Source organism: Sphingosinicella sp. SM1-17 (assembly GCF_056821765.1).
This window is the reverse complement of sequence record NZ_JBPDIO010000001.1, coordinates 790208-808984: the sequence shown is the minus strand read 5'-3', so window position 1 is coordinate 808984 and position 18777 is coordinate 790208. Positions and strand designations below refer to the sequence as shown.

Annotated in this window: 15 protein-coding genes; 2 read left to right on the top strand and 13 right to left on the bottom strand. The window is 66.1% G+C overall.

Annotation, left to right across the window (positions count from 1 at the left end; translation table 11 throughout):
* The first annotated feature begins 111 nt into the window (after positions 1–111).
* Positions 112–2253, top strand: coding sequence for an autotransporter assembly complex protein TamA (locus tag ACRYLT_RS04155; RefSeq protein ID WP_482662846.1), 2142 nt, complete (start codon positions 112–114; stop codon positions 2251–2253).
* Positions 2253–6464: a translocation/assembly module TamB domain-containing protein gene (locus ACRYLT_RS04150; protein WP_482662845.1), complete on the top strand. Its 4212-nt coding sequence runs from the start codon at positions 2253–2255 to the stop codon at positions 6462–6464. Before ACRYLT_RS04155 ends, ACRYLT_RS04150 begins: the two co-directional genes overlap by 1 nt.
* 21 nt (positions 6465–6485) lie before the next feature.
* Here the strand turns inward: ACRYLT_RS04150 and ACRYLT_RS04145 are convergent, their stop codons facing one another.
* The 13 genes from ACRYLT_RS04145 to ACRYLT_RS04085 form a co-directional block, all read right to left on the bottom strand.
* Positions 6486–8231 (bottom strand): DUF885 domain-containing protein, encoded by a 1746-nt coding sequence (locus ACRYLT_RS04145; RefSeq protein WP_482662844.1) that lies wholly within the window; start codon positions 8229–8231, stop codon positions 6486–6488.
* The gene (locus ACRYLT_RS04140; RefSeq protein WP_482662843.1) at positions 8228–8572 is read right to left on the bottom strand and encodes an antibiotic biosynthesis monooxygenase family protein; all 345 of its coding nucleotides are present in this window, start codon (positions 8570–8572) and stop codon (positions 8228–8230) included. Before ACRYLT_RS04140 ends, ACRYLT_RS04145 begins: the two co-directional genes overlap by 4 nt.
* Positions 8573–8695: 123 nt before the next feature.
* Positions 8696–9685, bottom strand: a complete 990-nt coding sequence (locus ACRYLT_RS04135; protein WP_482662842.1) for a GGDEF domain-containing protein — start codon at positions 9683–9685, stop codon at positions 8696–8698.
* Between the two features lie 67 nt (positions 9686–9752).
* A complete protein-coding gene (locus ACRYLT_RS04130; protein WP_482662841.1) occupies positions 9753–10682 on the bottom strand; it encodes a flagellar motor protein MotB in 930 nt (309 codons plus the stop codon).
* A gap of 3 nt (positions 10683–10685) precedes the next feature.
* Positions 10686–11549, bottom strand: coding sequence for a flagellar motor stator protein MotA (gene motA / locus ACRYLT_RS04125; protein ID WP_482662840.1), 864 nt, complete (start codon positions 11547–11549; stop codon positions 10686–10688).
* 125 nt (positions 11550–11674) lie between these two features.
* A complete protein-coding gene (locus ACRYLT_RS04120) occupies positions 11675–12532 on the bottom strand; it encodes a flagellin (RefSeq protein ID WP_482662839.1) in 858 nt (285 codons plus the stop codon).
* A gap of 11 nt (positions 12533–12543) precedes the next feature.
* Positions 12544–13893, bottom strand: coding sequence for a flagellar hook-associated protein FlgK (flgK, locus tag ACRYLT_RS04115; RefSeq protein WP_482662838.1), 1350 nt, complete (start codon positions 13891–13893; stop codon positions 12544–12546).
* Complete coding sequence (locus ACRYLT_RS04110) at positions 13890–14177, bottom strand: rod-binding protein (protein WP_482662837.1); 288 nt, start codon at positions 14175–14177, stop codon at positions 13890–13892. Before ACRYLT_RS04110 ends, flgK begins: the two co-directional genes overlap by 4 nt.
* Complete coding sequence (locus tag ACRYLT_RS04105; protein ID WP_482662836.1) at positions 14174–15271, bottom strand: flagellar basal body P-ring protein FlgI; 1098 nt, start codon at positions 15269–15271, stop codon at positions 14174–14176. Before ACRYLT_RS04105 ends, ACRYLT_RS04110 begins: the two co-directional genes overlap by 4 nt.
* Positions 15272–15280: 9 nt before the next feature.
* Positions 15281–15919 (bottom strand): flagellar basal body L-ring protein FlgH, encoded by a 639-nt coding sequence (locus ACRYLT_RS04100; RefSeq protein ID WP_482662835.1) that lies wholly within the window; start codon positions 15917–15919, stop codon positions 15281–15283.
* Between the two features lies 1 nt (position 15920).
* Positions 15921–16709: a flagellar basal-body rod protein FlgG gene (gene flgG / locus ACRYLT_RS04095; protein WP_482662834.1), complete on the bottom strand. Its 789-nt coding sequence runs from the start codon at positions 16707–16709 to the stop codon at positions 15921–15923.
* 19 nt (positions 16710–16728) lie between these two features.
* Positions 16729–17472 carry a flagellar basal body rod protein FlgF gene (locus tag ACRYLT_RS04090; protein ID WP_482662833.1) on the bottom strand — a complete coding sequence of 248 codons (744 nt, stop codon included), beginning with the start codon at positions 17470–17472 and terminating at the stop codon, positions 16729–16731.
* Positions 17473–17485: 13 nt separating this feature from the next.
* Positions 17486–18757: a flagellar hook protein FlgE gene (locus tag ACRYLT_RS04085; RefSeq protein ID WP_482662832.1), complete on the bottom strand. Its 1272-nt coding sequence runs from the start codon at positions 18755–18757 to the stop codon at positions 17486–17488.
* Between the last annotated feature and the right edge of the window lie 20 nt (positions 18758–18777).

Here is an 18777-nt window from a genome sequence, read left to right as displayed (position 1 = left end):
CGGTACTTTGGCTGAATAGGTTCCGCCCTCGTCCGGGCGCGCGTTGAACTTTCCGGCTCGTCGGTCGTTTCGTTGCCGTCGCGGTGTCCTGCCGCGGCGGAGCGGGGTTTATTGAGCAAGATCAGAATAGGGCTTCTGGCGGCGGTGGCGGGCGGTGCGTTGGCGGCGCCGCTGGTGGCGCACGCCCAACAGACAGGCCTTCCGCAGTCGCCAAGGGAAGTTGAGCCGATCATCTCCGACTCGGCGTTCGAGGAAGCGCTTCCGCCGCTCGATCCGGCCTTGACTGAGCCGCTCGAGCCGCTTGACGATATCGAGCCGGACTCGCCGCCCTTTCCGCCGGTGCCGGGCCCGGTCGAGGATGCGCCGCTCGGCGATCCAGCCTTGGCCGAGCCGCTGCCGCCGCTTTCGAGCTTCGAAGTCGAACCCCTGCAGGAAACGCAGTCTGCCGCCGAAGCCGGCGAACCTGTGCCGATCCGCTACTCGATCGAGGTCGCCGGACTGGCTGAGGTCGAACTCGAGGACCGTTTCCGCGACCTTTCCGCCCTCGAGGACGCTCAGGGCGAAGCCGTGAACGGTGCGATGATCGCCGCCCGAGCGGAGGAAGACGAAGCCTTGGCCGTCCGACTGCTTCGATCGGAAGGCTATTACGACGCCGTCGCCACCTCGTCGATCGAACAGCTGCCCGGGGAGGACGGGCAGCCCGGAAGGCTTCGAGTGACGATCACCGCGGTACCGGGCGAGCGCTACCGGTTCGGCGACATCAGGATCGAAGGCCCGGAAACGGTGCCGCCCGGGATCGCCCGCGAAGCGTTGCTGCTCCAGTCCGGCGTCCCGATCGTCGCAGAGGATGTCGAAGCGGCCGAGGCGAACGTTCTGCTGCGCCTGCCGCAGCAGGGCTATCCCTTCCCCGAAATCGGCCTCAGGGACATCCTGCTCGATCCCGAAACGACTCTCGGAGACTATACGCTTCCGGTCGATCCGGGACCGCGTGCGACCTTCGCCGGGTTCACCACCGAGGGCGACCTGGCGTTCGATTCCGATCATGTCGAGGTGCTTGCGCGGTTCCGCCGCGGTGAGCTCTACGATCGGCGCAAGGTCGACGATCTGCGCGAAGCCATGGTGGCGACCAGGCTTTTCGACAGCGTTTCGGCTGAGCCGGTCCTTACCGGCCAGACCGCTCCGGACGGCAGCGAATATGTGAACATCCTGGTTCGCCAGGATGCAGGGCCGCCTCGCTCGTTCGATGCCAATGCCGGCTACAGTACCGGGGAAGGCCTGCGGCTGGAAGGCGCCTGGGAGCATCGCAACCTTTTCCCGCCTGAGGGATCGCTTCGGATCGCGGCGATCGCCGGCACCGCGGAGCAGAACCTGCTGGTCCGCTTCCGCCGCAGCAATTGGGGCCAACGCGATCGCGCGCTGCTTGTTCAGGTGGAGGGAGGGGCACGCGATTTCGAGGCGTTCCAGGGCTACACCGTTCGCCTCCAGGGCCTGATCACGCGCGAGTCGACACCGATTTGGCAGAAGGTCTGGACCTACGCTTATGGGGCCGAGCTCCTTGCGACGAATGAGAACCGAACCGGCCGGGCGCGGATTTCCTTGAGCGACGCCTACTTCATCGGCGGCTTGATCGGCCAGGTCGGCTACGATCGATCCAACAGCCTTCTCGATCCGACGCGGGGGTTCCGGCTGCTCGCCCGGGTCAACCCGGAAGCTTCGCTTCGCGACGGGACCGACTTCTATCTCCGCAACCTCGTCGAGGGCAGCGTCTACTATCCGGTAAGCGAGCAGCTGGTCATTGCGGGCCGAGCGCGCTTCGGCTCCATCTATGGCATCCCTCGAAACGATCTTGCGCCGTCGCGGCGATTCTATGCCGGCGGCGGCGGCTCGGTGCGCGGCTTCGGCTTTCAGGAACTCGGCCCTCGCGAGATCGTGCCAAACCCCGATTTCGACCCGGAGAATCCGGAAGACGAGCCTGAGACGCGTTCGATCCCGCTCGGTGGGCGAAGCCTCAACGAGTTCGCGATCGAGGGCCGCTATCGCTTCGGCAATTATGGCGTCGTCGCTTTTGTGGATGCCGGTCAAGTTTATGAAAGCGAGTATCCGCGGCTCAGTGACCTTCGCTTCGGAGTAGGCATCGGCGGACGCCTTTACACGAACTTCGGCCCGATCCGAGTCGATGTGGCGACGCCGCTCAATCGCCGGCGGGGAGAATCGCGGGTCTCGATCTACGTCTCGATCGGGCAGGCATTCTGATGGCGACCCGAGCGCCTTCCACCGAGCAGGAACTGGACGTGGTCCGTCGCCATCCGGTCCAGACGGCGGCGAAATGGGTCGGCTTCGGCCTTATTGGCCTCCTGCTCCTGGTCGGAGGGCTGCTGGTCTGGATCAATAGCGATCCCGGGCGCCGGTTCATCGTGCGACAGATCAACAATTTCGAGGCGGCGTCTGGGCTGCAGGTCCATGTCGGGCGGATCGAAGGGTCGATCTTCGGCGAAATGACGCTTCATGACGTGGCGCTGAGCGATCCCCGCGGAATCTTCTTCCGGGCGCGCCGGGCCGAGCTCGACTACCGCCCGCTGGCATATCTGCGCAACCATATCGACATCCGTTCCCTTGTAATCCCCGAAGCGCGACTGCACCGCCTTCCCCAGCTTCGCCCGGGCGACCCCCAAGCTCCGCTGCTTCCCGACATCGACATTGACGTCGGCCGACTCCGCGTGGGGCGGATGCTGGTCGATCCTGCGGTGACGGGAAGGCGACATCTTCTCACTTTCGACAGCCGGATCGAGATCGCCGACGGGCGGGCGCAAGTCGGGCTGAACCTCGGAACGCTCGCCGCCCCGGGCCTTGCGGGCGGCGATCGCCTCGTCATGCGCCTCGACGCCGTGCCGGAAAGCAACAGGCTCGACCTTGCGCTCGCGCTTCGCGGTCCGGCGGACGGCTTCCTGGCGGGCCTCGCCGGAGTCGAGCGGCCAGTCGCCGTCCACCTCGAAGGACGTGGGGACTGGAGGGACTGGAGCGGGCGCGCCCGTGCGTCCCTGGGCGGAGAGGGATTGGCCGATCTCGCGGTGAGCGCCCGAAGCGGCACGTTCAGGCTGCAGGGGCCAGTCCGCCCTGACCTGCTCGTGGAGGGGCCTGTTCAGCGGCTGCTTGGTCCACTGACGATGGTGGAGCTCGTCACCACCTGGCAGGATCGCCGCGCAGACATGCGGCTCCGCCTCGCCAGCCGCGCGGCTGCGGTGGCCGCCGAGGGACTGGTGGATCTGGGGCAGAACCGGTTCCAGGATCTGCGGGTCGCGGCGCGGCTGCTACGGCCAACGGCCATCGCCCCCGACCTGAGCGGTCGCAACCTCCAGCTTGCCCTGATCCTGAACGGACCCTTTGCCACGCCGGGGGTCGCCTACGATCTGCGTGCGGACAGCCTCACCTTCGCGACGACGACCGTGGAGGGACTGCGGGCGGTCGGAAGCGCCCGCATCCGCTCGGAAGACATCGTCATCCCCGTTTCCGCCCGGGCCACGCGGATCATGGGATTCGATGCGGTCGCCGGCGGCACGATTGCGAACGTCCGGCTGGACGGCGAACTCGGCCTCGCGGGGAGCCGGATGGTTTCCGACAATCTGCGGCTCCGTTCCGACCGGATCGACGCCACTCTGGCGCTGGCCTTCGACTTTTCGACGGGCACCTACCTCGCCGGCGTCAACGGCCGGGTGAACAACTATCTCGTCGACGGCGTCGGCCTGTTCGATATCACCACCAATCTGGACGTCACCAATCGGCGCGGTGGCCTCGGACTCAGCGGCCGGATCGCGGCTCGCAGTCGCAGGATCGACAATGAAACGGTGGCCGGTCTGCTTGGAGGACCCGCGACGATCACGGCCGGCCTTGCCGTCGAGCCATCCGGCCTCATCCGAGTGGACAATGTCAGGGTCGCCTCGCCGCTGCTCCGGATAACTTCCGGCAGGGGTGTTTATCGTCCCGGCGGAGCGCTGGATATTCAGCTTGCGGGGATCAGCGAGACCTATGGAGCGCTTACCGTCTTCGTCACCGGTACGGCCGGCGCTCCGCAGATTCGCCTGAACGCCGCCAATCCGGGGCTGGGGATCGGCCTCAGCGACGTCGACGCGACGGTTCGTTCGACGGCGGCCGGCTGGGCGATCCAGGCGAGCGGTCAATCGGCCTACGGTCCGTTCGACGCCGACGTCACGATTCTCAGCGGCCGCGGACCGCTGACGATCGACATCAGCCGTCTGACCCTCGCCGGGATCGACATGCGTGGCCGCGTGGTGCGAACCGCCGCCGGGCCCTTCGTCGGGACTCTGACGATGGACGGGCCGGGGCTCAGCGGCAGCGCTCGGCTGAGCGCCGCCGGGCGCTATCAGAGGATCGACGTCGCGGCCAACGCGAACGGGCTTCGTACGCCTGGCGACGTGCCGATCCTGATCCAGCGTGGGATCATCCGCGCGACCGCCATTCTCACCCCGACACCTTCGATCGTTGGCGACGCCCAACTCGCCGGTCTCGCCAGCGGCGATCTGATCATCCAGCGCGCGCGGGCAAGGATCGACTATCAAGGTGGCAACGGCCAGGTACAGCTGCTCGCCGAAGGCCGCCGAGGTGTTTCCTTCCGGGTCGCCGCCAATGCGGCGCTTGCGCCCGAGCTCGTTCGCGCCGCGGTCCAGGGGCATGTGAACGACTTGCCATTCCGTTTCGCCCAACCGGCACGGATTCGTCGCGAAGCCGACGGATGGCGGCTGGAGCCGGTGACCGTGGCTCTCGAGCAGGGCCGAATCCGACTTGCGGGCCGGTACGGCGACGGCCTCATCGTCCAATCCCGGCTCGACGCGCTCGATCTGTCGGTGCTCAATGCCTTCTCTCCGGGGCTGGGGCTTGGCGGACGCGCCACCGGAAGCCTGGACTTCGCCCAGCCCGCCGACGGCTCGTTCCCGCGCGCCGAGGCACGGCTCAATGTCGAGAATTTCACTCGGACCGGCCTTGCCATGCGGTCGGTACCGGTGAACCTCGCCTTCGCCGGCGCCCTTCGCCCCGAAGGCGGACAGGCCGCCGCCGTCATTCGCCGTGGCGGCGCCATCCTGGGTCGCATCCAGGCTCGCCTTCAGCCGCTGGGGCCTCAGGCCGGTTCCTGGACGGCTCGGCTTTTCGCCGCTCCGCTCGCGGGCGGGATCCGCTACAACGGCCCGGCAGACGTGCTGATGTCCTTCGTCAATCTGCCCGGGCACCAGCTTGCAGGTCCGATCGGCGTCGGCGCCGACTTCCGCGGCCGGGTTCAGGATCCGCAGTTCGTCGGTCTCGTTCGGGCCAACAATCTCACTTATGTGAACGAGCAATACGGAACCCGAATCACCAATCTCGCGCTCACCGGGCGGTTCGATGCTTCAAGGCTGGAGATCGTTCAGCTTGCCGGACGTGCCGGAGAGGGCAGCATCAGCGGCCGCGGGACGATCGGCCTTGCCTCTGCGGCGGGCTTCCCCGTCGACCTCAGGCTCCGGTTCGACGATGCCCAGCTCGCCCGAAGCGACGATATCGGGGCGCGGGCGACCGGCACGGTCGCCATCGTCAACGGGCGGGATGGCGCCCGGGTGTCCGGCGAGCTGGAACTTGGCGAGGTCCGCTACCAGTTCGTTCGCCAGGCCGCGGCCGAAGTTCGTCAGCTGGCCGGTGTTCGCCGTCGCGGCGATCCGATCGCCCAACCCGGCGACCAGCAGGAGGAAGGCGCAGTCCCCAGCATCTGGCAGCTCGACCTGCGGGTACGAGCCGACAATCGGGTGTTCGTCTACGGCATGGGGCTTGAATCGGAATGGTCGGCCGACCTTCGGGTCGAAGGAACGACGGCGACTCCGCGGATCCTCGGCGAACTGGACCTGATCCGTGGTGATCTCAATCTTGCGGGCCGCCGCTTCGAGGTGCGGCGCGGGCATGTTTCCTTCACCGGCGCACGTCCGCCCAACCCGCGCATCGACCTTGAAGCGGTCAGCGATATCGAGGGAGTCGAGGTGGCGATCGTGGTCACGGGCAGCTCGACCAACCCGCAGATTGCCTTCACCTCAACTCCGAACCTGCCGCAAGACGAAGTCGTTTCCCGGATCCTGTTCGGCAGTTCGGTGACCGAGATATCGGCGCTGCAGGCGGTGCAGCTTGCCGCCTCGCTGAACACCCTGCGCGGCGGCGGCGGCGGCGGGCTCAACCCGCTGGGGCAGCTTCGCTCGGCGACAGGCTTCAGTCGGATCCGGATCCTTGGCGCCGACCAGACGACGGGACGCGGGACGGCTTTGGCGGCTGGAATGTATCTCAGCGACGATATCTATATCGAGATCATCACCGATGCGCGGGGCTTCACGGCCACCCAGCTCGAAATCGCCCTGTCGCGGACGTTGAGCCTCTTGTCCCAGTTCGGCGGCACCGCCGGCAGCAACGTGAACCTCCGCTACTCGAAGGATTACTGAACCGGTTCCGGAAGGGGCCGTCTAGCGCAGCCTGCTGCGTTCGGCCTCCACCCAGGCTTCGACGTGAGCGCGAAGGGTCCGCAGCGGCAGCACTCCGTTTTCGAGGATCCGCTGATGGAACTGGCGCAGGTCGAATCGCGAGCCGAGCGCCTCCTCCGCCTCGCGGCGAAGCGCCATGATCTCCAGCCCGCCCGAATCGTAGGCGGTTAGCTGGCCCGGAAGAATGGCAATCCGGTCGACGAGATCGTCGGCTTCGGAACCGCCGAAGCGACCGGAGGCCCGGATGAAATCGATCACCTGCTGGCGAGTCCAGCCGAGGACATGCAGCCCAGGATCGACCACCATTCCGCGTGCGGGCCACAGCCGCCGAGTCATCAGCGCATAAGGGGTTCGGTAAATCCCCGCATCCTCGGCGAGCGCTTCCGAATAACGAGCCCATCCTTCGACATAGGCGGAGTTGAACAGCAGGTTGGCGATCGGACTGGCTGCCGTCGAGGTGGCAAGGCTGATCTGCATGTGGTGGCCCGGATAGCCTTCGTGGACGGCTGTGATTTCGGCGCCGCCGCGCGTCTCCGTCTCCCAGGCCTCGCTGTTGATCCGGTAGAAGGCGGGCAGGTTGGGATCGATTTGCCGCTCGTAATAGGAGCTTCCGCCCGAACCGCGCCGATAGGCGTGAAACGGTTCCACCCGCATCTCCTGGTTCGGCATCGCCAGGAACAGCGGTTCGCTCAGCTCTCGAGAGCGCGCTACGACCTCCCGCGAGAACTGGATCAGCGCATCCTCCGAGCCGAATCGGTTGTCCGGAGCCTGCGGGATTCGCCGAACGATTTCGACCAGGTCATCGGTTCCGAGATATTCACGGCCGAGGCCGCGCACTCGGGCGAGATTTCCCTCCACCGTGCGCCGCCCAAGCTCGAACACCTCCTGCGGCGAGCGCTGGAGGGTGGTATAGCTCCGCAAGGAGGCCTGGTAGCATTGCGCGCCATCGGGGTTGGCGCTGACTCCGAGGGCCTCGCGAGCCTGCGGCTGATATTCCTCGCGGAGGAACCGGCCGAAGCGGCGGAACGCCTCGCGGACCGGTCCTGCCAGGATCTCGCGAAGCCGTGCCTTGAAGTCGGCATCCTCCGTTCGCTGGGCCATCGCATAGAAGGGCAGGCTTTCCGGCTCGGCGGACGCCAGGCCGTCAATCTGGCGGATGACCCGCGCGACCACGGCCTTGGGCGCGGAATAGCCTTCGGCGAGGCCGCGGCGGAGATTGGCGATCTCCTGGTCGACGAGGGTCGGCAGCGCTCCCCACCGCTCAAGCGCCTGCGAACGAAGTTCGGGCGTGTCCACCGGTTGATCGCGGGCGACGCTGGCGAGCCCCAGGTGCCAGCCTCCCATATGGTTCACGCCCCACAGCTCGAAACGACAGACGCGCTCCTCTCGGCTCGCTTCAAGTCGTTCGACCATTCCTGCATGGATGAATCGGTTTCGGGGCGACAGCCGGGTGGGATCGATCCGGCGCAGATCCGCCACGAGGGCATCCTCCTGGCGTTCGAAGGCCGCCAGGGCTTCGGGACTTCGATCCGCCCAGCGGCGATGATCGGGCGCCGGCACCCCGATGAAGTAGGCGGAGGTCGGATCGTAGGCGACCTGCTCTGCAACCATCCGCTCGGCAAGGGCATCGAGCGCAGCGTCGCCGCCGGCCGGACCGGCTTGCGCCGTTGCGCTGCCGGCGAGCAGCAGTGCCAGGCCCGTTGAGCAGAGGGTGAAAAGCCTTGTCATCCCCGATCCCCCTCCGGCGCCCTGCGCAGTGACAGCAGATCGTCCGTGACCGTCATCGTGAAGGCGGGCTTGTTGCCTGGCGGTGTCTCGGCGATCGCATCGACGAACATGGCACGCGTCTCGGGATCGTCATAGATCATTTTCGCGTCAAAGGCCTTCTGCCACACTTCCTCGCTGGGCCATTCCGCATAGGCGACGAAGCGGCCGTCCCGCTCGCGATGGAGGCGTGATCCGTAGCTTCCATAGATGCGCGTGATATGATCGGTGCCCCGTCGCCAGGCAGCTCGGAACTGCTCTTCCTTGCCGGGGTGGACCCGCCACCAATAGACGGCCACGAACATGAGCCTCTCCTCTCTGGGCGCCGGTGCCTCGAAATCGGGAGCTGTCGGGGAGGACGCCAGCAACTCCGACTCGGCGCTTTCGTCCTCATTCTGGTTCAATCTGCCGAAGAACCGACGACGGGCCTAGCAGGTCTCGAAGCAGATCTGGTTCCGGCCGGAATTCTTGGCCTGATAGAGCAGGGCATCGGCCCGATGCATCGGACCCGCATCGGCCGGCCTTAGGCAGCAGGCAATCCCGGCGGAAAAGGTTACCTTGCCCAGCGGAGCGTCCGTTTCGCGAACTCGGAAATGCTTGGCGGCCAGGAGTTCGCGCGCTTCGTCGAGTATGGTCGCAGCCTGTGGCGGCTCAAGTCCTTCGAAGAGGACGACGAACTCCTCGCCGCCGAGCCTGGCCACCATATGGCCGGCGCAACTCGCCTGTAGCAGTTCCGCAACGGTCCGAAGCACCCGATCGCCGACGCCGTGGCCGTACTGATCGTTGATCCGCTTGAACCGGTCGATGTCGCAAATGGCGACGCTATGCTGGTTGCCCTGCTCCTTCAGCTCGGCGAACCGTTCCTCGAACGCGCGACGGTTGGGCAGCCGGGTAAGGGGGTCGCTTCGCGCCTCCGATTCGACCTCCGCCAGCTTCATCCGAAGCGACTTCGCCTCTTCATTGGCGGCGCTGAGCTGTTGCTCGGCTTCCCGGGTGCGTTCGACCATGGTTCGGGTGATCTCGATCAGCTTGGCGACCGATCCCTTTGCGCCTTCCGCCGTTTCGAGCTTCGCCGCGCCTTCGGCGAGGTCGCGGCCGTAACGCTCCGTTTCGGCCTGCGAGGACTCGAGGATCGAAACGAATTCTTCAAGCTGTCGGCGTGCGTTCAGGAGCAGGGCCGCGCTCTGCTCCTGCTGACGCGGTGGCGAGGGCTGGAGCCCGTGCGCCTTCATGATCTCGTTCGCCTCGCGCTGGGTCAGCCGGACGCCGTCGCCGGTCGCCGCTTTGATCGCCCGGGCTGCAGGGGAGTGTTGCTCGACGAAGAGCTGATAGACGAGCGCATAGTTTTCGGGACCGGGCCAGAGACTATGCTGGGCCAGGAAGGTGCCGATATTGTGGTAGAGCGTATCCCTGTCCACCTGCCCTTGTCCGCCTCACGCTGCTCCGAACTGTCCCTTCTCGCTAGTCGGAAATGGTTAACGGAGCCTAAGGGCGCGCCGCCGTTTCGGGCGGTCTCTGCTGACGAAGCGCTGTGCGCACCGGCGGCGCGTCCCGCCAAGCAAGCGTGATCGAAATCCTTCGGTTGCGGGGATCATATTGGTCCTCCGGAACGAACGGATCCCGATCGGCGACGCCTTCGATCCGGGCGATCCGTTCGATCGGAACGCCCGACCCCTGAAGGGTCGCTCGCGTACTCTCGGCGCGCGCGGTCGACAGCATCCAATTGTTCATCGAGCGGCCGCTCGCATAAGGTAGCGAGTCGGTGTGACCGCGAACGATCACGGCATTGGGCACCGCCGTCAGCACCTGCGCGACTTCGCGAACGAGACGCTGCGCCTGAGGCAGCAGCTGATCGGTGCCGACCCTGAACATCGAGAAGTCGGCCTCGTCCATCAGATCGATCCGAAGCCCTTCCTCGCTTTCGGAGAAGCGGATGTGGTTGCGCAGCTGGCGCAGGTCGGGCGAGCTCATGATCCGCTGCATCAGCTGGCGCCGAAGCTGCTCGAACCGGGCCCGGTCCTCCAGTCGGCGCGCAGCCTCGCCTTCGCGGATGCCCCCGGTCACGTCGCGCGGAATGACGATGGCCCGGGAACCCGTCTGGGTCGCCCGATGCGGATAGTTGTCGGCCGAGATGATCGATTCGCCGCCCAATATGCCGTCGGATCCCGCACTGTCCTGCTTGTACTCGATCAGGGTCGGAGTGAAATAATCGGCGAGACCCTTCTTCTGGTCCTCGTCGGTTGCTCCGAGCAGCCAGAGCAGCAGGAAGAAGGCCATCATCGCCGTCACGAAGTCGGCATAAGCGATCTTCCATGCGCCGCCATGATGAGCGTCATGGCTTTCTTCGATCACTTTCTTGACGATGATCGGCCGCGGCTCCGGCTCGTTGCGTCCGCGCTTGGCTGCGCTCGCCATGGCTCAGCGGCCCCGCATTCCGTCGAACACGTCGGCGAAGGCGGGCTGGTTCGCGTGGCTGATGCCCGAACGCGCGGCTTCGATCACCAATGGCAGCGGATGGCCTTGAAGCGAAGCGATGATGATCTGCTTGGCGACATGATAGATTGCCGAGTCCGCTTCGATCACCTGCTTGGCGCGATTGGCAAAGGGACCCACGAAGCCGTAGGCGAGGAGAACGCCCAGGAAGGTACCGACCAGCGCCGATCCGATCATTTCTCCGAGGATGGAGGGGGGCTGGTCGATCGACGACATCGTCTTCACCACGCCCAGCACGGCGGCCACGATGCCGAGCGCGGGCAGGGCGTCGGCGAGCGTCTGCAGGCTGTTGGCCGGACGGATGGCGTCGTGATGGTGGGTCTTGATCGCATTGTCCATCACCTCCTCGACGGCATGCGGGTCGAGCGTTCCGGACGAAACGACGACGAGCCGCAAGGTGTCGCAGATCAGGTGAACGAGCGTCTCGTCCTTCAGAAGCTTGGGATAGTCGGCGAAGATCGAACTGGCCTTGGGGTCTTCGATATGCGGTTCGACCGCTACCGGCCCGTCGGTCCGCAGCATCTTCATCAGCCGCGACACGAGAAAGATCGTCTCGAGGAAATCCTGCTTCCCGTATTTCGGGCCCTTGAAGACCTTCGACAGACCGCCGAGCAAGGACTTCAGTTCCCGGGACGAGTTGCCGGCGATCGTCGCGCCGACGGCGGAGCCGCCGATGATGAGCATCTCCAGCGGCAGCGCGTGGAGGATGACCCCGATGCTTCCGCCGCTGATGATGAAACCGCCGAACACCATCACGATGACGACGATTATACCGACGGCTGCAAACATCCATCATCCCCGAAGCTGGCCAGGGGGAGCGGTGGCCCGCCTCCCGAAGGGATTAACGGCAGCGGTGGCGAGACTTTATGGTTAAGGGGGCTTAGACTATGTTTTCTCCGCCGCGACCGCGGAGTTCAGCGCAGAATGTCGAACAATGTGTTCTGATTCACTCGGGCGAAGACGGCCTGAGCCGCCTGCAGCGTAAGCTGGCGCGCCTGAAGACGAGCGACGATCGCGGTGACGTCCGAGCTTTCCAGGCCTTTGCGCTCCTCTTCGAGCTGAAGCCCGGTATTGGCCAGGCTTTCGATCAGATTGTCGATCCGATTGCCGCGCGCCCCCTGCTCGCCGCGGGCCGCCGCAATGTGGCGATCGGCCGCGTTGAGTTCCTCTCGCGAAGCGACGATCGCAGCCGCGCGCGTGTCTGGATCGGGTTCGAGCAACGCATCCGCCGCGGCAAACACGATCGCCGCGATGTCGCGCGGTCCCATTCCGGTCTGGACCGACTCGAAAACGGCGCCGCGGGTCCCGACCGCATTGATCGTGATGCCGTCGCCCACCGGTATGTCCAGCGCCGCCGAAACCGGGAAAAGCGGCTCGCCTCGGGCATCCTTGGAATCCTTGAGAGCGACCAGTTCCTCGGCAATCGCCCGAAGCTCGATGGCGATCGTTGCGCGATTCTCCGCCGACATCGTCCCGTTCGCGCCGGAGACCATCAGTTCATTGGCTCGAGTGATTCCGGCGGCGACCGACGTCAGCACCGTGTCGGCGCGAGACGATAACGCGTAGGCGGTATCCAGATTCCGTTTCCACGCCGCTTCTCGGGCCTGGCTCCGGGCGATGTCCGACACTCGGGCGGCGCCGACGGGGTCGTCCGATGGTGCCTGGATGCGCTTGCCGGTGGATATCTCGATCTGGGCGCGCTCGATCTCCCGCTGCAGCGAAAGCTGGCGATTGATCTCCATCGTCAGGCGGTAGCGCGTTCCGGTGATCATTCTTCAAACTCCTAGAAGAGGCCGAATATCTCGTTGAGCGTTTCACGGGCGACCTGGATGATCCTCGAAGCGGCATTATAGGCTTGCTGGTAACGGAGCATTTCGGCGGCTTCGCGATCGAGATCGACCCCAGTCACTTCGTCGAGCGAGGCATAGCTGTCGTCGCGCCAGCGCGCGGCCGCAGAAGCCTCGGATTTCGCCGAGGCCAGGGCCTGTGCATTTCCGGAAACCAGGCCGCTCCAGCGGCTCTCGATCCCGCTGGAAGAGCGCAAGGCTTCCAGGGCCAGGAGATTGCCGTTCGCGGCACCGAGCGGCGTCGCTGCGGCGATCAGGTCGGGGTCGCTGACGAGGAGTCGGACCGATTTCGCTCCGGACGGGGCTTCGAGCAGATTGGTTCCGGGATTGCCGTTGGCGTCCTCACCGGCAGCGGACCAGCCGTTCAGGCTGTTGACGAAGTCGGTCGCAAGCGCGTCGAGCGCGGAGCGTCGGTCGGCGGTCGAGCTCGCCACTTCCACCAGGCCGGCGAGCCGTCCGTCCGCGACCGGCAGGGGAGTCGTTGTTCCGTTGGAAGACAGCTGAAGCGAGAGCCGACCATCCGCCGCCTGAACCATGGTGATGTAACCCGGTCCGGCCCCGGTCAGCAGCGGCGTTGCGGCCGAACTGCCGAGGCGGAGCTCGGTGGTGCCGTCGCCGCCGATCGACACGCTGACGTCGACGCGTTCGGCGATATAGTCGATCAGCCGATCGCGTTCGTCCTCCAGGGAGGCGCGGGCGCTTCCCCCGTTGGGAGTCGCGCGCATCGTTCCGTTGAGATTGTGGAGCGCCTGAAGCGCATTGTTGACGCCCTGGACTTCGATCGCTGCGGCGTCCGCGACGCCATCGGCAACCCTTTCGAGCGTCTCGCCCGTTCGGCGGAAAGCGCCCGCCGCATCTTGCAGCGCCATCAGCATGGCCGAGCGGCCAAGCCGGTCGTTCGGGGTCGGCGCGAGCTGCGCCGCGGCCGCGTAGAAACTGCTCAGCGCGACTCCGACGCTTCCCGGACCATCGTTGAGTGCGCCCTCGGCAGCGGTGAGCCACTGCTGGCGAACTTCGCTCCGTCCGGCGGCGGAAGCGGCAAAGCGGGCTTCCGAGGCCCGGAAATTGTCCCAGGCGCGCTGCACCCCGGCAGCGGTGACGCCGTTGAAGGTGATCGAGTCGCGGTAGATGACACTGGCGCCGCCGCTCGCCTGCGCCTGTTCGAGCCTGACCGAACGGCGAGCATAGCCGGGCGTTTCGGCATTGGCGACATTCTCGCCGGTCACGTTCAAGGCCGCGCGATAGGCGCGAAGCCCTGACGAGCCGATGTTCAGCAGATCGCTCACCGTCTCGGACTCCGGCCCTCGAACTGGGCAAGCAGCATCTCGGCGATCCCGAAGCTGCCCTGGCGCGACATGTTGTCGGCGAGCTGGGCGTCGGACATGTCGCGGAACTGTTCGGTCGCGGCGCTTCCGAACGGATCCTCGGCCAGCCGAGCCTGACGCATCGACCCGATCACCTGGCGCAGGAACACCGCTTCGAACGCCTCCGCCGCGGCACGCATTTGCTCGCGCTGCTGCGGATCGGCGGCGCCGGCGCCGGACGCGGCCGGAGGAAGTGCGTTGATCATAACACCACCAGTTCCGCGCGAAGCGCGCCCGCCTGCTTCAGCGCCTCGAGAATGGCGACCAGGTCCGACGGCGAGGCTCCGATCGCGTTGACGGCTCGAACGATCTCGGAAAGCGAGGCGCCGGGCGCGAAGTTGAACATGGGCGAACGCTCTTCCGTCACTTCGATGTCGCTCGACGGTTCGAGCGCGGTCCGGCCGCGCGAGAAGGGCGCCGGCTGGACGACCGTCGGATTCTCCTGAACCGCAACCGTCAGTCGGCCATGGCTTACCGCGGCCGGGCTGATTCGGACGGCACCATTGATCACGACGGTTCCGGTTCGGGCGTTGACCACCACCCGGGCCGGCGCATCCCCCGGAGTCACCGAGATATTCTCGATCCGGCTGACCAGCGCCGTTCGGGCTTCGGCGCCGTCCGGCGCTTCGATCGTCACTGAAACGCCGTCAATGGCTCGGGCCAGCGGCTGGCCGAACTCGGCATTGATGGCGTTGGCGACCCGCTGGGCGGTGGTGAAGTCGGTCTCCGAAAGATTGAAGGTGAGGAAGGGCGAACTCGCAAAGCCCGCATCGACCGCCCGCTCGACGGTGGCTCCACCCGGGATTCGCCCCGCCGAAGGAACGTTGACCGACACCTGCGACCCGTCCTGAGCCGAGACGCCCAGCCCGCCGACGACGAGATTCCCCTGAGCCATGGCATAGATCTCGTTGTCGGCGCCGCGAAGCGGAGTCAGGATCAGGGTACCGCCGCGGAGCGACCGGGCCCGCCCGATCGCCGACACGGTGATGTCGAGCCGCTGGCCCGGCCGGGCGAACGCCGGGAGATCGGCAGTGATCATCACCGCCGCGGCATTTTTCAGGGCCGGATTGACCCCGGGCGGCAGAGTCAGGCCGAAGCGCGACGCGACGCCATTCATGCCCTGGGTCGCATATTCGAGATTGTCGTCGCCCGTCCCGGCGAGACCGACGACGATGCCGTAGCCGATCAGCTGGTTGGGTCGAACGCCCTGGAACGTGCCGAGATCCTTGATCCGCGCCGCCTCGGCGGGCGCGGCGAAGGCCAGCAGGATCATCAGGAAAAGAAGGATTCGGCTGATCATGCTGTCACCTCAAAACGGGCTCAGGATCGAGAAGAAGCGCTGCAGCCAGCCCTGGCGGCTGGCCCTGGCGATCTCGCCCCGGCCGACATAATCGATGTCTGCGTCCGCGACTCGCGTGGACGGGACCCGGTTGTCGGGTCCGATGTCGGCCGACCGGACGATCCCGGACAGCCGGATGAACTCGTTTCCGCGATTGATTCGAAGCTGCTTTTCGCCGCGAACGAGCATCGTGCCGTTGGGATAGACTTCGGCGACGGTTACGCTGATCTCGCCGAACAGACGGTTGGATTGTTCCGTCTGTCCTCGACCGGCAAATTCCGAACTGCCGCCCATGGAGACATCGGAGGGACGGAAGACCGAAAGCGGCCCCGTGGCAGGCGGCGTGAGGCCGATATTGCCGCCGCGATCGGTTGCCGAGGTGCTCGACGAGACGCCCTGGGTCCGCTCCACCAGCACGATCGTCAGAACGTCGCCGACCGATCCGGCGCGCTGGCCGCTGGTCAGCGGCGCATAGCCCTGATCGACCTGGAAGATCGCGCCGTTCGCCGGGGCAGGCGGCGGAGCCGGCGCATAGGTCGGCCGGTGCTCCTGCGGCCGAGCGGCAGCGCAGAGCAGAACAGCGGCAGGAACGAGAAGGCCGATTCTCATCTTATAGCTGCTGGTTGGCATTGCGGAGCATCTCGTCGGTGGCCGAGATCATCTTCGAATTGACCTCGTAGGCCCGCTGAGTCTCGATCATGTCGACCAGTTCCTGGACCACATTGACGTTGGAGCCTTCCAGCGAACCCTGACGGATCGAGCCGCGGCCCTCGATCCCGGCCTGTCCCACCTGAGCCGCGCCGCTCGCCGCCGTTTCGGCATAAAGGTTGCCGCCGAGCGCCTGCAGCCCTGCCGGGTTGACGAAGCGCGCAATCTCGATCTTGCCGACCTCGGTTGCGGCGCTCTGGCCGGCGAGCGTCGCCGACACGGTGCCGTCGGCCCCGATCGTCACCGACTCCGCGCCCTCGGGGATCTGGATCTCCGGCTGAAGCGGCAGACCGTCCGAAGTGACGATCTTGCCTTCGGAGGAAAGGTGGAAGTTGCCCGCCCGGGTATAGGCGGTGCTTCCGTCCGGTCGGACGACCTGGAAGTAGCCATCGCCTTCGATGGCGAGGTCGAAGGGATTGTCCGTGGTGTTGATCGATCCCTGGGTCGTGACTCGAGCGGTGCCGACGACCTGGACGCCGCTGCCGAGATTGAGGCCGACCGCATATTGATTGTCGCCCGCCGCGATCGCGCCGGCGGCGGTCATCATCTGGTAGGCCAGGGTCTCGAACTCCGCGCGGTCCCGCTTGAACCCGGTCGTGTTCACGTTGGCGAGGTTGTTGGCGATCACCCGCATCCGCATCTGCTGGGCATCGAGCCCGGTTCGTGCGACGTGGAGAGCTGCGTTGGACATGCCGGTAACTCCTTCAGGATCAGCTGGGCAGCCGCATCAGTTCGGCGGCGGAAGTGTCGATTTCGCGAGCGGCGGAAATGAGGTTCAGTTGCGTGTCCCAGGCGCGGCTCGCCTCGATCATGTCGATCAGCGCCTGAGTGGTCTGCACGTTGGAGCCTTCCAGGCTCCGCGGAGTCACCCGCGCCTGGGGATCGGCCGGCAGGGCACCGTCATTTTCGACCCGGAACAGGCCGTCAATCCCCTTCAGGACGCGCGAGCCTGCCGGGCTCGTCAGCTTCAGCCGGTCGACCTGCTGCGGAACGTTGGGATCGCCGCCTTGAGGCACGATCCAGATCGCGCCGTCGCGGTCGATCCGGACGGAATCGGCCGGTGGAAGAGTGATCGGTCCCTGTTCGCCCAGCACCGGCCTTCCGTCGCCGGTGGTCAGCAGGCCGGTTTCGCTCAGCCTGAGATCGCCTCGCCGGGTATAGGCTTCGTCGCCGTCGCGCGCCTGGACGGCGAGCAGTGCGTCCCCTTCCATGGCGATGTCGAGGTCGCGACCGGTTTGGTAGACGGTGCCGGAGCGCATGTCCGCGGCGGTGACTTCCTGAGCGGCCTGAGCACGGGCGTTGAGGCCCTCGCCCCGGATCCACAGGGCGCGTGCCGTCGACAGCTCCCCGCGAAAGCCGACCGTGTTGGCGTTCGCGAGATTGTTCGCCGTCGTCGCCTGGCGCGACATCGCGCCGCGGAGCGCGGAAAGCGAGGTGTGGATCAGCCGGTCCATCGACTAAGGTCCTTTAGCTCCGGAGATTCATGATCGACTGGGTCATCGCATTGGCGGTTTCGATCGCCTTGGCGTTGGCCTGGAAGTTGCGCTGTGCCGAGATCAGCGACACAAGCTCTTCCGTGATGTCGACATTGGCGCGCTCGAGTGTTCCGGACTGGATCCGTCCGAAGCCCTCGCTGTTCGCCGTGCCGATCTGGGCCGGGCCGCTGTCGCCGGTCACGGTCCAGCGCCCGTCGCCCTGCTGGCGAAGCCCCTCGGGATTGGAGAAATTGGCGATCAGCAGCTTGCCGAGCTTCTGCGTGCTGCCGTCGGAGAAGGTGGCGGTGACCAGCCCGTCGTCACCGATCGACAGGTCGTTGAGCTTGGAGGAGGCGACACCGTTCTGGTCGAGCGAGCCGACGCTGAACGTTCCCGATGCCTGTTCGGTGGCGGCGCCGAAATCGAGACTTATCGCCAAGGGAGCGGAAGCGCCTGATGGCGTCACCGTGTCCAGCGCGACGGGCCCGGTCGGGGAGACGAGCGCACCGCTCGAGTCGAATTGCAGCTCGATCGGAGTCGCGGTGGCGTCCTCGTTGCCGAGGAAGGCCCGCACCTCCCACCGATTGTCGGGATCGCCAGCGGCGGTCGACTCGGTTCGGACGAAATACAGGGTGGCGGTAACGGGCTGGCCAGCGCTGTCATAGACCGTCGTCTGTTGCGAATAATTGTAGCTGTTCGGGTCGAGCCGGTCGAAAGCATAGGGGTTCGAGGCGCTGTAGGTTGGACGAGCCGAAGGCTTGTCGGCGTTGCTCGGCAGACTGACCGAAAGATCGATGGCGGTGGTCGCCTGCGGCGTACCGGAAGTGAGCGGAAGCTGGAGGTTGCGAGCGGCCGCCAAGGTGTTCGCCGTGACATTGCCCTCGGTATCGACCGGGAGGACCTGCACATAGGCACCGTTCGAGTCGACCAGGTAGCGCTGCGCATCGATGGCGAGCGAGCCATTGCGGGTGAAATAGGTGGTGCCGCCGGTCAGGCTGTCGCGGGTGACGAAGAAACCGGCGCCGCTGATGGCAAGATCGAGCTCGCGCGCTGAGGTTTCGAACCCGCCCTGGGTGAATTGCTGGCTGATGCCCTTGAGACGCGTGCCCTGCCCGGCGGTCGTGCTCGACGCGGGCATGATGTCGCCGAACTGGGCGCGGCTCTTCTTGAACCCGATCGAGCCGACATTGGCGATATTGTTGGCGGTCGTCGACAGGTCGGTTTGGGCGCCGCGAAGGCCCGACAGCGAGGTGTAGAAGGACATGGAGTTGCTCCTGTTGAGGA

Coding starts and splice junctions, on each gene's coding strand:
- flgG (WP_482662834.1), bottom strand. CDS start 16,709: ATGTCCAACGCAGCTCTCCACGTCGCACGAACCGGGCTCGATGCCCAG.
- ACRYLT_RS04100 (WP_482662835.1), bottom strand. CDS start 15,919: ATGAGAATCGGCCTTCTCGTTCCTGCCGCTGTTCTGCTCTGCGCTGCC.
- ACRYLT_RS04105 (WP_482662836.1), bottom strand. CDS start 15,271: ATGATCAGCCGAATCCTTCTTTTCCTGATGATCCTGCTGGCCTTCGCC.
- ACRYLT_RS04085 (WP_482662832.1), bottom strand. CDS start 18,757: ATGTCCTTCTACACCTCGCTGTCGGGCCTTCGCGGCGCCCAAACCGAC.
- ACRYLT_RS04145 (WP_482662844.1), bottom strand. CDS start 8,231: ATGACAAGGCTTTTCACCCTCTGCTCAACGGGCCTGGCACTGCTGCTC.
- motA (WP_482662840.1), bottom strand. CDS start 11,549: ATGTTTGCAGCCGTCGGTATAATCGTCGTCATCGTGATGGTGTTCGGC.
- ACRYLT_RS04090 (WP_482662833.1), bottom strand. CDS start 17,472: ATGGACCGGCTGATCCACACCTCGCTTTCCGCGCTCCGCGGCGCGATG.
- ACRYLT_RS04120 (WP_482662839.1), bottom strand. CDS start 12,532: ATGATCACCGGAACGCGCTACCGCCTGACGATGGAGATCAATCGCCAG.
- ACRYLT_RS04140 (WP_482662843.1), bottom strand. CDS start 8,572: ATGTTCGTGGCCGTCTATTGGTGGCGGGTCCACCCCGGCAAGGAAGAG.
- ACRYLT_RS04150 (WP_482662845.1), top strand. CDS start 2,253: ATGGCGACCCGAGCGCCTTCCACCGAGCAGGAACTGGACGTGGTCCGT.
- ACRYLT_RS04110 (WP_482662837.1), bottom strand. CDS start 14,177: ATGATCAACGCACTTCCTCCGGCCGCGTCCGGCGCCGGCGCCGCCGAT.
- ACRYLT_RS04130 (WP_482662841.1), bottom strand. CDS start 10,682: ATGGCGAGCGCAGCCAAGCGCGGACGCAACGAGCCGGAGCCGCGGCCG.